Source organism: Mitsuaria sp. 7 (assembly GCF_001653795.1).
GTDB lineage: Bacteria > Pseudomonadota > Gammaproteobacteria > Burkholderiales > Burkholderiaceae_C > Roseateles.
Genome location: NZ_CP011514.1, coordinates 4,226,153 through 4,240,427, shown reverse-complemented (window position 1 = coordinate 4,240,427; position 14,275 = coordinate 4,226,153). Strand labels below are relative to the sequence as shown.

Below are 14,275 nucleotides of genomic sequence, written 5' to 3'. Positions count from 1 at the left end.
AAAAGCCGCTCGTCTGGCTGCGTGAATCGACACAGGCCGCTCAGCAATGCCCACCCGCCCGCGCCCTCAACCGGCGCCATCCCGCGCGCATGAGCCACGTCCCGATACCCGCCAGCAGCAGCACGATCACGAACGCTCCACCGGCTCCCGCCGGCGCGCCTGCGCCGTCCGCGGCGCCGATCAGCGGCTTGATCGCGTTGTAGCCCGCCACCACCGCCGCGATCCACAGGACCGCGCCGCCCAGAAACTGCCCGAGGGCGACCAGCTTGTTCATCCCTTCACTCCGTCCTCGTCGGACACTGCAATGCGCTCAGCCTAACGGCCCTCGCGGCCCCTTCGCTCAAAGCCCTTCGGTGAGGAACGGCATCACCGCAGCGAGCAGCGCGTCCGGCGCTTCCTCCGGGATGTAGTGGCCGCAGGGCAGCGGACCGCCGTCGACGTCCGCCGCGACGCGTCGCCATTCCTTCAGCGGCTCGAAGCATTTCGCCACCACGCCTTGCGCACCCCAGTACACGCGCAGCGGCATCGCGAGCTTCGCGCCGGCGTCGCGGTCCGCGCGGTCGTGTTCGAGGTCGATGCCTGCCGCGGCGCGGTAGTCCTCGCACATGCCGTGCGCGGTGCCAGGTAGTGCCAGCGCGCGCTGGTACTCGGCGAACGCTCGCGGATCGAAGGCCGACAGGCCCGCGTGCCGCCTACCCATCACATCCAGCGCGTAGGCCGCCGGGTCGGCCTCGATGAGCCGCTCCGGCATCGGCGCCGGCTGGATCAGGAAGAACCAGTGCCAGTACGCCCGCGCGAAGGCTTCGGTCGTTTGCTCGTACATCGCGAGCGTCGGCGCGATGTCCAGCAGCGCGAGACGCTCGACCGCCGCCGGATGATCCGCCGCCATGCGGTGCGCGACGCGCGCTCCCCGGTCGTGCGCGAGCACGCGGAAGCGCGCATGGCCCAGCGCGGCCATCACCGCGATCAGGTCCTGCGCCATGCGGCGCTTGCTGTAGTTGCCGTGGCCCTCATCGCCCGCAGGCTTGGACGAATCACCGTAGCCGCGCAGGTCCGGCATCACCACGGTGAAGCGCGCCGCCAGCGCCGGCAGCACGCGATGCCAGATGACCAGCGTCTGCGGATGACCGTGGATCAGCAGCAGCGGCGGGCCTTCGCCGCACACGCGCGCATGGATTCGCACGCCGGGCTCGGTCTCGACCGACAGCCGTCGCGTCGATGCGGGGAACATGGCGTCGGCCGGATGCGGCTCGGCGGTGAAGTCCGCCGTGAAGGCCATGGATGCGGTGGACGCGACAGACGCGACGGACGCTGCGGTGGAGGAGGGGGCGCTCATGGGCCGATGCTAGGCGCGTCGTCCACATCCTCGCTGTCGGGAACGAGACACTGCGCCCGCGAGTGCCGCTCCCACGCCGCGAGCGCCACCAGCACGAGGCAGGCGAACGCGCTGGTCACGACCGGCGTCCAGTCGTGCACGAACGGCCCCGCCGCCGCCAGCGCGATCACGGCCACGCCGTGCGACCACGGCCAGTGCCCGACGACCGCGCGCTTGAACAGGCCCACGCCGATCACGTAGATCGCTACGCCGCCGAGCAGGCACAGCGCCGTCTTCAGGTCCGTGTGGCCGTCCGGGTGCGCCAGGACGAATTCATCCGCGGCCGCGTTGACGATGATCCCCGCCACGATCGGCAGGTGGATGTAGGTGTAGGCCAGCCGCGCGATGCGTCCCGGATCGTCGCTGTGGACGATGCGGCCGGTCGCGAAGTCGTTGGTGGTGTCGAAGTACAGCCACCACAGCGCGATGCTCCCCGCGAAGGACACCAGGAAGGCGAGCAGGCTCATCGTCGTCAAGGGCTGCTCCGCGAAGGTCGCGCCCGTGACCAGCAGCGACTCGCCCAGCGCGATGATCACGAAGAGCGCGCAGCGCTCGGCCAGGTGGCCGCCGGAGATGGTCCAGTCCGCCGTCGTCGAGCGCCCCAAACCCGGCACGAAGAAGCCGGCCGACGGCCCGACGACCTCGATCGCCAGCGCCGCTACCCACAGCGGCACGCGCAGCGACGGATTCAAGGCACCGGCGATCCACAGCACCGCCGACACGACCAGCCACGCCCCGATGCGCTGGAAGTTGCGCACCAGGGCTTCCTCCGCGCCGCGCGCCGCCCAGAGGAAGAACAGCGTCCGTCCGACCTGGATCGCCGTGAACGAGGCGGCGAACATCAGCGCGCGTTCGCCGAAGGCCTGTGGCAGCGACACCGACATCAGCAGTCCGGCCAGCATCATCGCGAACAGGCAGATCCGTACCGGCAGGCGTTCCGGGTCCAGCCAGTTGGTGACCCAGGAGGTGAAGATCCATACCCACCAGACCGCGGCCATCAGGAAGCCGGTCTGCAGCGCCCCCTTCAGCGTGACGCCGTCATGCGCGAAGTGACCGATCAGCGTGTGCGACAGCTGGGTGACGGCGAAGACGAACACGAGGTCGAAGAACAGCTCGACGAAGCTGACCTTGGCATGGCCGTGCGGATCGGGCTGGCGCAGGAGGGGGATGGCGGGCATCCCCGGACTGTCGCATGCGGGCGCCGCCGGCCCCTCGGGGCCGATGCCGGCTTGACGGCAATCGCACCGCCATCCCCATAATCGGCCGCATCGCTCACCGGCCCCGCCGCCGCCACGGCCGGTTGAGTTCGCGTCGGGTCGCGCGCTTTCGCGCGTCTCGCGTCCGCGCGACGCCGTCGCGCCATCCTTCCTGTCCTCGAGACCGACCCGACCCGCCGAGACGTCGCATGCGTTCTTCCGCCGAGTCCCTCCACCGCAGCAGCCTCGGTCGCGGCGTGGCCCTGCTGATCGTGGCCCTGCTCGCGATGGCCGTGATCGTGGCGCTGCTGGCCTGGCGCGCCCGCGCGACGCTCGACGACCTGCGCCGCGCCGACCGCATCAACACCGCCCTGCCGGCGATGACGCTGCTGATGGAGGACCTGCTCAATGCCGAGACCGGCCAGCGCGGCTACCTGCTGACCCAGCGCGCCAGCTACCTGCAGCCCTACCGGGACGCCATCCGCAACCTCGACCGCCGCGTGGACGACCTGTTCGCCCGCGACGAGGACCCCGCGCACGCCCCCAAGCTCGCCCGCATCCGGGAGCTGGTCCAGCTCAAGATGAGCGAGATGAACCAGACGATCCGGCTGCACGATTCCGGTCGTCACGAGGAGTCGCTGGAACTGGTGCTCGGCGACCAGGGCCTGCACCACATGGACGAACTGCGCGACGTGCTGGGCGAGATGACCTCGTCGCTGCGCGCCGAGCGCGGCATGATCAGCGAGCGCCTGTCCCGCGAGGCCGGCCACACCGAGCTGCTGATGCTGGCCGGCCTGGCGATGCTGGCGCTGTTCACCGTCATGGCCACCTCGCAGGTGCTGCTGCGGTCGCGCGACCTGCTGCGTACCCAGAAGCGCCTGCGCGGCATCGCCGACAACGTGCCGGCCATGATCAGCCATTACGACGGGAAGGGCCACCTGCGCTTCGCCAACGCGGAGGTCGGCCGCGTCTTCCACACCCATCCGGACAGCCTGGTCGGCAAGACGCTGGAACAGATGCGCGGCGCGGATAGCGCCGAGCAGATGCGGCCTTTCGTCGAACGTGTGCTGAAGGGCGAGGCCGTCGCCTTCGACGCCGAGCAGGTCATCGACGGCGAGACGCTGCACTTCCACCAGAGCCTCGTGCCCGAGCTGGTCGGCGGCCGTGTCGAAGGCTTCTACGCCTGCTCGATGGACATCTCCGGGCGCAAGCGCGCCGAGTCCGTGATCGCCGCCAGCGAGCGCCAGATGAAGGCGATCACCGACAACCTGCCGGTCTTCATCTGCTACATCGACGCGCAGCGCAAGCTGCGCTACGTCAACGAGACCTTGCGGAACTGGTTCGGCCTGGATCCGCAGGCGGCGCTGGGGCTGCACATCGACGACGTCTTCGGCGTCGCCAGCACCAGCCAGCGCAGCGCGCAGCTGATGCTGGCGCTGGGCGGCGAGCGCGTCGAGTTCGAGATCACCTCGACCATGCTCGGCAAGCAGCGGCACCTGCGCTCGATCTACGCCCCCGACCTCGGGCCGGACGGTCGCGTGCTGGGGATCTTCACGCTGTCCATCGACATCACCGTCATGAAGCAGGCGGAGGCGCAGCTGGCGCGGCTGGCCAGTTCCGATGCGCTCACGGGATTGCCGAACCGGCGCGAGTTCGATCAAGCGCTGGAAGGCGCGCTGTCGCGTCAGCGGCGTCACATGCGCGAGGGGCGGGTGCTGGCGCTGCTGTTCCTGGACATCGACCGCTTCAAGGCGATCAACGACACGCACGGCCACGGCGTCGGTGACACGGTGCTGCGCGACTTCGCGACCGTGCTGCGGCGCGCCGTACGGGGGAGCGACCACGTCGCGCGCATCGCGGGCGACGAGTTCGTGGCGGTGCTCGAGGGCTTGAACCGGCCCGAGGAAGCCGAGCAGATCGCCGCCAAGATCGTGGAAGCGGTACGGGCCGCGCAGCCGGCGGGCGTCGCAGTCACGGCCAGCATCGGCATCGCCAGCGTCGCCGACGGCGACGTCCCGGCGGCGGAACTGATCGCGCTCGCCGACCGCGCGCTGTATCAGGCCAAGCATCAGGGCCGCGACGGCTGGGCGGCCCTGGGATGGCCGGGGGCGGACCAGCGACGCTGAGGTCCGCGCCCGCGGCGGCAGTCCCTGCGGCGATCGGCGATGATGGCCCGATGATGATCTCCCGATGCCTCCCGGGTGTCCTCATCGCCGCTGTAATGGGCCTGGGACTCTCCACCGTCTCCGACATGGGCGCGGCGTTCGCGCAAGGGGCTGCAGCACCGCCGTCGGATCCGGCTGCGCGGCCGCTGCGCCCGCTCACCAACGACATCGCCGAGCGCATCCAGGCCTGCACGCTGTGCCACGGCGCGCAGGGCCGGGCGACGACGCAGGGCTACTTCCCGCGCCTGGCGGGCAAGCCGTCGGGCTACCTCTACAACCAGCTGCAGAGCTTCCGCGACGGACGCCGTCATCACGCGCTGATGGCCGGTCTGCTGCGCAACATGAGCGACGACTACCTGCGCGAGATCGCCGGCTACTTCGCCGCGCTCGACGTGCCGTATCCGGCGCCAGGGCCCTCGGGCTTGAACACCGAGCAGCAGGCGCGCGCGGAGCGGCTGATCACGCAGGGCGATCCGGCGCGCAAGGTGCCGGCCTGCACGGCGTGTCACGGGCCGGCCATGGCGGGACGCGAACCGGCGATCCCGGGGCTGCTCGGGCTGCCGCGCGACTACCTGGTCGGACAGCTCGGCGCGTGGCGCAACGGACTGCGCCACGCGCATGCGCCCGACTGCATGGCCGATGTGGCCAAGGCGCTGTCGACCGACGACATCGCCGCCGTCGCCAGCTGGCTCGCCGCGAAGCCCGCGGGCGCGCATCCGGAACCGCCGTCGACGACGCCCTTGCCGGTCCAGTGCGGAGGGCTCGCGCCATGAGCGGGGACGTGAGTACCAAGGATGCTTCCGGCGCCGCGCCGATGAGGGCCTTCGTCCGTCTGCTGATCGGCGTGGCGATCGCAGTGCCGGTGATGGCGCTGTTGTTGCTGGCCGGCGCGTGGGGACGGGAGTTCTGGCTGTCGAGTCGCCCTGTGCAGTCGGCCGCCGAGGAAACGAGTCCCGCGCTGATCGCCCGCGGGGCCTACCTCGCCCGCATCGCCAACTGCGCCGGCTGCCACAGCCCGCGCGGCGGCGCGCCGCTGGCCGGCGGGCTGCCGCTCGGCACGCCGTTCGGGACGCTGTTCAGCAGCAACCTGACGCCGGATCCGGAGACCGGTCTCGGCCGCTGGACGGCGGACGACTTCTGGCGCGCGATGCATCACGGCCGCAGCCGTGATGGCCGGCTGCTCTATCCCGCCTTTCCGTACACGAGCTACACGGCGATGACGCGCGAGGATGCTGATGCGATCTTCGCGTGGCTGCGCCAGCAGCCGGCGGTGACGCAGACGGCACCGACGCATCAGCTCGGCTGGCCGTACCGCTGGCAGTCCGCGCTGGCCGTGTGGCGGCTCATGTACTTCACGCCGGGCGATGCCCCGTCGCATGACGATACCGTCGTCGAACGTGGGGGCGATGGCGGCGCGGCGCAGGATGCCGCCGGTCAGGCGGCACTCGCGCGGGGCCGCTATCTGGTCCAGGCGGTCGGCCACTGCGCCGAATGCCACGCGCCGCGCAACCGGCTCGGCGCGTTGCGCGACGCGGCGGGGCTGCGCGGCGGCTGGGTCGGCGTGCAGGGCTGGATCGCGCCCTCGCTGGCCGATCCGCATGCGGCGGGGGTGCAGGACTGGTCCGATGCCGAGGTGCGCTCCTGGCTGCGATCCGGCTGGTCGCCGAAGGGCGCGGCGCTCGGGCCCATGGCCGACGTCGTTGCGGAGAGTCTCCAGCACCTGACCGATGCCGATGTGCAGGTGATGAGCGTCTACCTGCGCGGCCTGCCGCGCGAGGGCTCGCCGGTCGCCGAGTTCAAACCTGCGCCATCGGCGCAACTGGACCTCGGCCGTCAGGTGTACGCCAAGCACTGCGCCGATTGCCATGGCGATCAGGGGCAGGGACGCCAGATCGCCGGCGAGCCCGCCTATCCGCCGTTGGCCGGCAATCGCGCGGTGACGCTGGACGCACCGCAGAACGTGCTGCAGATGCTGGCCGACGGCGGCTACGCGCCGACGACGCCCGCCCACCCGCGTCCGTACGGCATGCCGCCGCTGCGGCAGGTGCTCACCGAGGCCGAGATGGCCGCCGTCGCGACGGTGATCCGGCAGAGCTGGGGGAACAGGGCGTCGGCGGTGACGGAGCAGGAAGTGCTGCGTTTGAAGTAGCCTCACCGACCCCGTACACTCCAGCAATCGCATGCGAAAAAAGATCCGCAAAAAGATCCGCAAAATAATCAGAAAAAGTTCTGATTATTCTTTTTGAATCAAGCAGTTGCGATGGTTTAAAGATCCGCAAAAATGTCTGCATCAGGAACCGATCATCCGGACCAGTTGGAGCCGTTAATCCCCCAGGACCGGGCCTGCGAATCCGTGCTTGAGAAGGCGCACGACCTCCGGACCGCGTCCACGAGGCTCGCTGGCGCCTGCCAAGCGGGTGTCAGCCGGGAACTTGCCTGGTTGCTGCGGGCGATGAATTCGTACTACTCGAACAAGATCGAGGGCGAACATACCCGCCCCGTAGAGATCGAACAGGCGATGGCACACCAGTTCTCCGACGATGCTGAAAAGGCGCGTCTGCAGCGCTTGGCCATCGCGCACATCGCTACGGAGAGTTGGCTCTTCGAATCCCGTCCGGACACGGCCGCGCTCTACGACGTCGAGGGCGTCCAGGCCATCCATCGCCATCTCTTTTCCCAACTCGAGCCGAAGGACCGTGTGGTCCGGCTCCTGGACGTTTCCGGGCAAGTCACGGAGGAGGTGTCCGTCGAGCCCGGCGTGATCCGCACGCGGGACGTCGCCGTCAGGCGGCATGTGGCCCCAGCCTGGCAGGCACTCGGTCCGATGCTGTCGCGATGGTCTCAAGCGTACGGCCGCGTGCGCCGCGGAGAGATGCAACTCGTCGCGGCGGCGGCGGCCCATCACCGCCTCACATGGATCCACCCGTTCTTCGACGGTAACGGCCGGACGGCCCGGCTGCATTCGCTGGCGGTGCTGCAGTCGCTCGATCTGACCTGCGGACTGTGGTCGCCCTTGCGCGGACTGGCGCGGAGCGGAGACCGCTACGCGCAACGACTGTCCAATGCGGATATGGCTCGCATGGGCGACCTCGACGGGCGCGGGCAACGCAGCCAGAAGATGTTGATCGAATGGATCGATTTCTTCCTGGACGTCTGCATCGATCAGGTTCGATTCATGTCTCAGATGCTGAACCTGCAGGAGATGCAGGACCGACTCGGTGCCTTGCTGGCGCACGAGGAACACGTGGTGAAACGCGGCATCCGTATGGAGGCCTTGCGGCCCTTGCACTACCTTTTTGCCACGCAAGGGGAGATCGCAAGAGGGGATTTCGCCAGCATGACCGGCTTGGGTGACCGTACGGCAGCCACGCTCATCGGCAAGCTGGTCGAGGCGGGGCTGCTGGTGTCCGATACGACCCGGGGGAGGGTCCGTTTCGGCATCCCGATGCCGGCGTTGCGCTTCCTTTTCCCCGCGCTCTGGCCTGAAGCAGAAGCCGACGCGGCGTCCGTCGGCTGAGGTCCCGGACGCATCGCCGGGGCGAGAACAGTCGCACGGAATGTCGGCTCAGGACCGACGGCTTCGCGCAGCGGGCGCGGCATATGGGGACGGGCCACCCCTGATTTCAAGATCTTGAAGCCCGGCTTCTCGCACCTAGTTTGGGATGCATGGCGGACGACGTTCCGCCGCGACCCACCCGCAGGATGCCAAGGAGCCCCGCATGTACCGTCAACTGTTTGCCCGTGAGCTGTTCAACGACCTCGACCGCTTCCAGCGCGAGATGAGCGGCCTGTTCGAATCCACCGCCAACCGCGGCACCCCGCGCGGCGGCTATCCCGCCTTGAACGTCGGCCTGTCGCCGGAAGCGGTGGAGGTCTACGCCTTCGCCCCGGGCCTGGATCCCGCCTCCATCGGCGTCGACCTGGACCGCGGTGTGTTGAGCCTGTCCGGTGAGCGCGCGGCTTCGCTGTCCGCCAGCACCGAAGGTGCCGCCGCAGCGACCGCCGCTGCCGCTGTTGAAGGCGAGACCGCCGCGCCCGCCGCGAAGGCCGCCGGCAAGGCCATCGTCCATCAGCGCGAGCGCTTCGCCGGCAAGTTCCGCCGCGTGGTCAGCCTGCCCGATGACATCGATCCGGAACAGGTCTCGGCCTCGTACAAGGACGGCGTGCTGCGCGTCAGCGTCAAGCGCCGCCCCGCGCCGCAGCCGCGTCGCATCGACATCCATTGAGTCCCGGACGCGCCAGGCCATTCCCGCCCGTCCATCGCCACCGATCACGATTCGAAAGAACACCATGACCACTGCCGTCCATACCCCCGCCGCCGACGCGGCCGAGCAGGTGAAGTCCAGCGCTTCCACCACCACGCAGGCCGCGCGCCGTCGCGATGACTACGCGATCCAGCCCGCCGTCGACGTGACCGAGGACGCGCAAGGACTGACCCTTTTTGCCGACCTGCCCGGCGTGCCGCGTGAGCAGCTTCAGCTGCGTGTCGAGAAGGACCGCCTGATCATCGAGGCCGAGATGCAGCTCGACCTGCCCGACGGCTTGAAGGCCGGCCATGTCGAGGTGTCGCGCCAGTTCTACCGCCGCGCTTTCACGCTCAGCAAGGAGCTGGACGCCGAGCAGATCGCCGCTGAACTGAACAACGGCGTGCTGCGCGTGCGCATCCCCAAGGCCGCGCATGCGCAGCCGCGCAAGATCGAGATCAAGCTGGGTTGATTGAAGACCGGGAAGGCTTCAGTACTTCCACCGCCGCTGGCCCTCACCCCAACCCTCTCCCGCAAGCGGGAGAGGGAGTAAGAGGTGAAGCGATGTCACTGCAGGCGGGACAAGGTCACGTCCGGCTCGGGCGGTGCGGACATCGCAGCGAAGGCCGCATCGGCTGCTTCGCCCGCGCGGGCGGCATCGTCCAGGCTCACCTGCAGGCGGCGACGCATCCACGGGCGAAGGTCTTCCAGCGGACCGACGTCGGGCAGCAGGCTCCAGTCCTGCAGCGCCTGCACCGCGTGCGGCACCGGCTCCTGGCCGGCGAGCGCGCGTTGCAGGCGTTTCGCGGACTCCGGCAGTTCCGCGAGGAAGTCGGCATCGAGGTCCTTGGCGCGGCGCATCAGGCTCTGCCGCATCATCGACAGATGCGCCATCAGCCGGTAGCCGTGGTCGAGCACCGTGTTGAGTTCCTGCAGCGGCGGGCGCACGCGGCGCGGCTCGGCCGCGCTGCGCAGCAGGGCCGCGGACAACGCGGCCAGCGCGTCGTAGGCCTGGCGTCGTGCCATGCGCTGCGTGAGCGCACCGGCCGGCGTCATCGCCGCGGTCATCGCCTGCATCGCGTACTGCTGCAGCGCGCCGCGCGCCCGCTTGAGCGAGCGCGGCAGGTTGCGCCGCTCCCAGGCCGGCAGCACGTAGCTGAAGGCCCAGGCCAGGATCGCGCCGAGCACGGTGTCCGCCAGGCGCTCCGAGATCGCGATGCCATGTGCCGGGTCCGCCAGGTGCGATTGCAGCAGCGCCATCATCGTGGCCGCGATCGCGGTGATCAGGTAGCGGCGCGTGACGAACGCATGCGCGATGCCCACGGCGATCTGCAGCACGATGATCCACAAGGTCTGGTTGGGGATCAGCGACAGCGCCAGCATCAGCCCGCAGCCGATCGCCGTGCCGAGCACCCGCATGTTGCGACGCTCCAGCGTCTGGTCCAGGCTGCCGCGCAGCACCACCGCGACGGACAGCACCAGCCAGTGCGGGTGCGAGGCCCAGGGCAGCGCGAGCGCGATGAAGTAGGCCGACGACAACGCCAGCGCGCTGCGCAGCGCATGGCGCATCACCGGTGAGTCGAGGTGGATCTGCGCCTTCAGCAGGCCGATCGGCCAGCCGACCGGCGTCACGAAGCTCCGCAGTTCGCCGGCGTCCAGCGCCAGCGGCGGCAGCGGCTGGGCTGTGTCCAGCGCGCGGCCCATCGCGAGGACCTCGCCGTCCAGATGGGACAGCCGGTCCTGCAGCACCAGCTGCAGGCGCGTGCGCGGATCCTGCGGCGGCAGCTCCGGCCATTGCGTCGGTCGCACGGTGTTCATCGCCGGCGTGCGCTCGTCGAGCAGCGCATCGCGGTATTCGTCCAGCAGCACGGCCAGCGCCCGCAGACGGCTGACCAGCGCCGTGCGCATGTGCTGACCGACCGGATCCTCGCCCAGCAGTTCCAGATCCAGACGGCTCGCCAGCATCAGGTCGCGCAGCTCGACGATGTGCAGCAGCACTGCGGCGCTGCGCGGATCGGTCTTCGCGCGCGGGAAGACCTGGTCGCGCGCCGTCTGCAGCAGTTCCGCCAGCTGGGCTTCGTTGCCCAGCCAGTCGCGCATCGCATGCGCCGAGCCGCCGGTGCCGAGCAGCTCGGCCCGTGCGCTCAGCAGCTGCGACAGGCCGTGCAGCGCATCGGCGAGCGCCAGCCGGTGGAAGCGCCGGTGCAGCACCGCGCTGGAGATCACGCTCCACACGAGGTAGAGCGCGATGCCCGCCGCGCCGCTCGCCAGCACGATGTGCAGCGGCTGGTGCGGCCAGGCGAGCGCGAACACCATCGCCAGGATGGGCGCGAAGGACACGGGGCCCGCGCGCGGCCCCCAGCTCAGCAGCATGGCGCTGCCGAATGCGAGCACCGCCACGAGCGTGCCCATCGCGGCGTGATACGGATGAAGGACCGCCACGAGCCCCACGGCCAGCAGCGTCATGCCGCCGGCGGTGAGCACGCGGTTGCGGTTGCGGCGGACGCTGCCCGGCAGATCGGCCAGGCTGGCGCAGATGGCGCAGGCCATCGCCAGCTGCGAGGCGATGTGCGACAGCTCGGCCGGGGCCGCGTGCGACACGATCACCTGCACCAGCATCACCCCGAGGGCGACGCTGAGGCCGTTCCACCAGTGCGCCGGCCAGTGCCGCCAGCGACCGGCCGCCATCAGGCTTCCCGGACGCGCTGGTTCAGATGGGCCAGGGCCTCTTCGACCTGGTCGACCAGCACCAGGCACAGGTCGCCCGGCTGCAGACGCTCCAGCGCGCGGTCGATCGCGACGAACTCGCCGCGGATCTCCTCGATGTGTTTCGTCCGCGTCGCGCCCTTCAGGCCCTGCTGCAGCAGCGCCAGGACTTCACCGTCCTCGCGGCCGCGCTGGCAGGCGTCCTGGAACAGGATGGCCTCGTCGAAGGCCTCGCCCAGGATCTGCGTCTGGATGCGGATGTCCTCGTCGCGGCGGTCGCCGGCGCCGGAGATCACCACCGAGCGCTTGTTGGCCGGCAGCGCCTGCACCGCCTGCACCAGCGCGCGCATCGCGTCGCCGTTGTGGCCGTAGTCGGCGATGACGGTCGCGCCGCGATAGTCCATCACGTTGAAGCGGCCCGGCACGCTGTCCGGATCGCTCATGAAGCTCGCCAGCCCGCGCCGGATCGTGTCCCAGTCCAGGCCCACGCCCCAGGCCGCCGCCACCGAGGCCATCGCGTTCTCGTTCTGGAACGGGATCGCGCCGCCTCGGGTGAAGGGGATGTCGCGCAGCGGGATGGACTCGCGCCACGCGCCCTGCGCCGCGACCAGCGCGTCGCCGTCGACATAGACGCAGCGCTTGCCCTGCGCGCGGTGCGTCGCCATCAGCGGATGGTGGCGGTCGCTCGCGAAGAAGATCACCTGGCCCGGGCAGACCTCGGCCATCTTCGCCACGACCGGGTCGGCGGCGTTCAGCACCGCGTAGCCGTTGGGGGCCACGTTCTGCACGATCACGCGCTTGACCAGCGCCAGTTCCTCGACGGTGTTGAGGAAGTTCATGCCGAGGTGGTCGCCCTCGCCGAGGTTGGTCACCACCGCCACCTGGCAGCGGTCGAAGCCCAGGCCCTCGCGCAGCACGCCGCCGCGCGCGGTCTCGAAGACCGCCGCCTCGACGTCCGGATGCATCAGCACGTTGCGCGCGCTCTTCGGGCCGGAGCAGTCGCCGCTGTCGGTCTGCCGGCCGTCGACGTAGACGCCGTCGGTGTTGGTCATGCCCACGCGCAGCCCCTGCGTCGCGAACATGTGAGCGACCAGGCGCGAGGTCGTCGTCTTGCCGTTGGTGCCGGTCACCGCCACGATGGGGATGCGGCCGTCCTCGCTCGCGGCGCCGCGGTTGCCGCCGTAGATGCTGGAGATGATGGCCTCGCCCACGTCGCGGCCCTTGCCGTAGGACGGGCTCAGGTGCATGCGCAGGCCGGGCGCGGCGTTGACCTCGACGATGCCGCCGCTCTGTTCCTCGAGCGGCTTGAGCACGCTCTCGGCCACGACGTCGACGCCGCAGACATGCAGGCCGACGACCGTCGCCGCGGCGATCGCGCGGGCGGCGACTTCCGGGTGCACGTCGTCGGTCACGTCGGTGGCGGTGCCGCCGGTGGACAGGTTGGCGTTGTTGCGCAGGATCACGCGCTGGCCCTTGTCCGGCACCGATTCAGGGGTCAGGCCTTGCAGGTCCAGGCGCGCGATCGCGATGTCGTCCAGGCGGATCTTGGTCAGCGAGGTCGCGTGACCGTCGCCGCGGCGCGGGTCTTCATTGACCTTGTCGACCAGCTGGCGCACCGTGTGCACGCCGTCGCCGGTCACGTTGGGCGGATCGCGGCGGGCGGCGGCGACCAGCTTGTCGCCGACGACCAGCAGCCGGTAGTCGCTGCCGGGCAGGAACTTCTCGACCATCACCGTGCCGATCTCGTCCGCGGCCTTGTAGGCGATCTCCATGTGCTCGCGCGAGGCGACGTTGACCGTCACGCCCTTGCCCTGGTTGCCGTCCAGCGGCTTGACCACGACCGGCAGGCCGATCTCGAGCGCCAGCTCCCAGGCCTCGTCGACGGTCTCCACGGGGGCACCGATGGGCACCGGCACGCCGGCCGACTGCAGCAGGCGCTTGGAGAGGTCCTTGTCCTGCGCGATGGATTCGGAGACGGCGCTGGTGGCGTCCACTTCGGCGGCCCAGATGCGGCGCTGCTTCACGCCCCAGCCCAACTGCACCAGCGAGCCCTGCGTCAGGCGCCGGAACGGGATGCCGCGCTTGCAGGCGGCGTCGACGATGGAACCTGTCGAGGGGCCGAGGCGGATGTCCTCGTCCGTCTCGCGCAGCGCCTTGACGGCGGCGTCGGCGTCGAAGGCGCCGCCCGACTGCGCGGCATTGATCAGCTCGACGGCCTTCTCGAAGGCGGCCCTTCCGACGTCTTCCTCGCTGTACTCGACGACGACCTGGTAGGTGCCGTCCTCCGACGTGGTGTGCGTGTGGCTGTAGGTCACCGGGCAGCCGGCCTGCGCCTGCAGCGCCAGCGCGGCCTGTTCCAGCACGTGGGCCAGCGTGATCGGGGTCTTGGCGCTGCTGGCCGGCCGCAGCGGGCCGATGCCGGGGAAGCGTTCGCGCAGGCGGGCCTCGAAGCCGGCCATGTCCGCGATCGTGCGTTCCGTGTCGCTGCAGTGCACGACCGCCTCGATGGCGGTGTGGCGGCTCCACATGTTGGGACCGCGGAGGGCGCGTGTGCGGGAGACTTCCATCTGTCGTCTTTCGGGTTCGACT

General features: G+C 70.1%; 11 protein-coding genes. 6 read left to right on the top strand and 5 right to left on the bottom strand.

Going from position 1 to position 14,275, the window contains the following annotated elements; translation table 11 throughout:
- Positions 1-40 precede the first annotated feature (40 nt).
- The 3 genes from ABE85_RS18565 to ABE85_RS18555 form a co-directional block, all read right to left on the bottom strand.
- Positions 41-274, bottom strand: a complete 234-nt coding sequence (locus tag ABE85_RS18565; protein WP_067277941.1) for a hypothetical protein — start codon at positions 272-274, stop codon at positions 41-43.
- A gap of 66 nt (positions 275-340) precedes the next feature.
- Positions 341-1,231, bottom strand: coding sequence for an alpha/beta fold hydrolase (locus tag ABE85_RS18560; protein ID WP_067283100.1), 891 nt, complete (start codon positions 1,229-1,231; stop codon positions 341-343).
- Positions 1,232-1,332: 101 nt separating this feature from the next.
- A complete protein-coding gene (locus tag ABE85_RS18555; RefSeq protein ID WP_067277938.1) occupies positions 1,333-2,553 on the bottom strand; it encodes a low temperature requirement protein A in 1,221 nt (406 codons plus the stop codon).
- A 227-nt stretch (positions 2,554-2,780) separates the two neighbouring features.
- On the opposite strand from ABE85_RS18555, the gene ABE85_RS18550 reads away from it, so the two are divergent.
- From ABE85_RS18550 to ABE85_RS18525, 6 genes are all read left to right on the top strand, one after another.
- Positions 2,781-4,697 carry a diguanylate cyclase domain-containing protein gene (locus tag ABE85_RS18550; protein WP_067277934.1) on the top strand — a complete coding sequence of 639 codons (1,917 nt, stop codon included), beginning with the start codon at positions 2,781-2,783 and terminating at the stop codon, positions 4,695-4,697.
- Positions 4,698-4,750: 53 nt separating this feature from the next.
- Entirely contained in the window at positions 4,751-5,509 is a 759-nt protein-coding gene (locus tag ABE85_RS18545) for a c-type cytochrome (RefSeq protein ID WP_067283098.1), read from the top strand.
- Between the two features lie 8 nt (positions 5,510-5,517).
- The gene (locus ABE85_RS18540; RefSeq protein WP_231993123.1) at positions 5,518-6,885 is read left to right on the top strand and encodes a c-type cytochrome; all 1,368 of its coding nucleotides are present in this window, start codon (positions 5,518-5,520) and stop codon (positions 6,883-6,885) included.
- A gap of 132 nt (positions 6,886-7,017) precedes the next feature.
- Positions 7,018-8,253, top strand: a complete 1,236-nt coding sequence (locus ABE85_RS18535; RefSeq protein ID WP_067277931.1) for a Fic family protein — start codon at positions 7,018-7,020, stop codon at positions 8,251-8,253.
- 202 nt (positions 8,254-8,455) lie between these two features.
- On the top strand, positions 8,456-8,962 hold the full coding sequence (locus ABE85_RS18530) for an Hsp20/alpha crystallin family protein (protein ID WP_067277928.1): 507 nt from the start codon (positions 8,456-8,458) through the stop codon (positions 8,960-8,962).
- Between the two features lie 64 nt (positions 8,963-9,026).
- Positions 9,027-9,452 (top strand): Hsp20/alpha crystallin family protein, encoded by a 426-nt coding sequence (locus tag ABE85_RS18525; protein WP_067277924.1) that lies wholly within the window; start codon positions 9,027-9,029, stop codon positions 9,450-9,452.
- Between the two features lie 95 nt (positions 9,453-9,547).
- On the opposite strand, the gene ABE85_RS18520 is transcribed toward ABE85_RS18525, so the two are convergent.
- Entirely contained in the window at positions 9,548-11,668 is a 2,121-nt protein-coding gene (locus ABE85_RS18520) for an FUSC family protein (protein WP_067277921.1), read from the bottom strand.
- Positions 11,668-14,253: a cyanophycin synthetase gene (cphA, locus tag ABE85_RS18515; protein WP_067277919.1), complete on the bottom strand. Its 2,586-nt coding sequence runs from the start codon at positions 14,251-14,253 to the stop codon at positions 11,668-11,670. Before cphA ends, ABE85_RS18520 begins: the two co-directional genes overlap by 1 nt.
- Between the last annotated feature and the right edge of the window lie 22 nt (positions 14,254-14,275).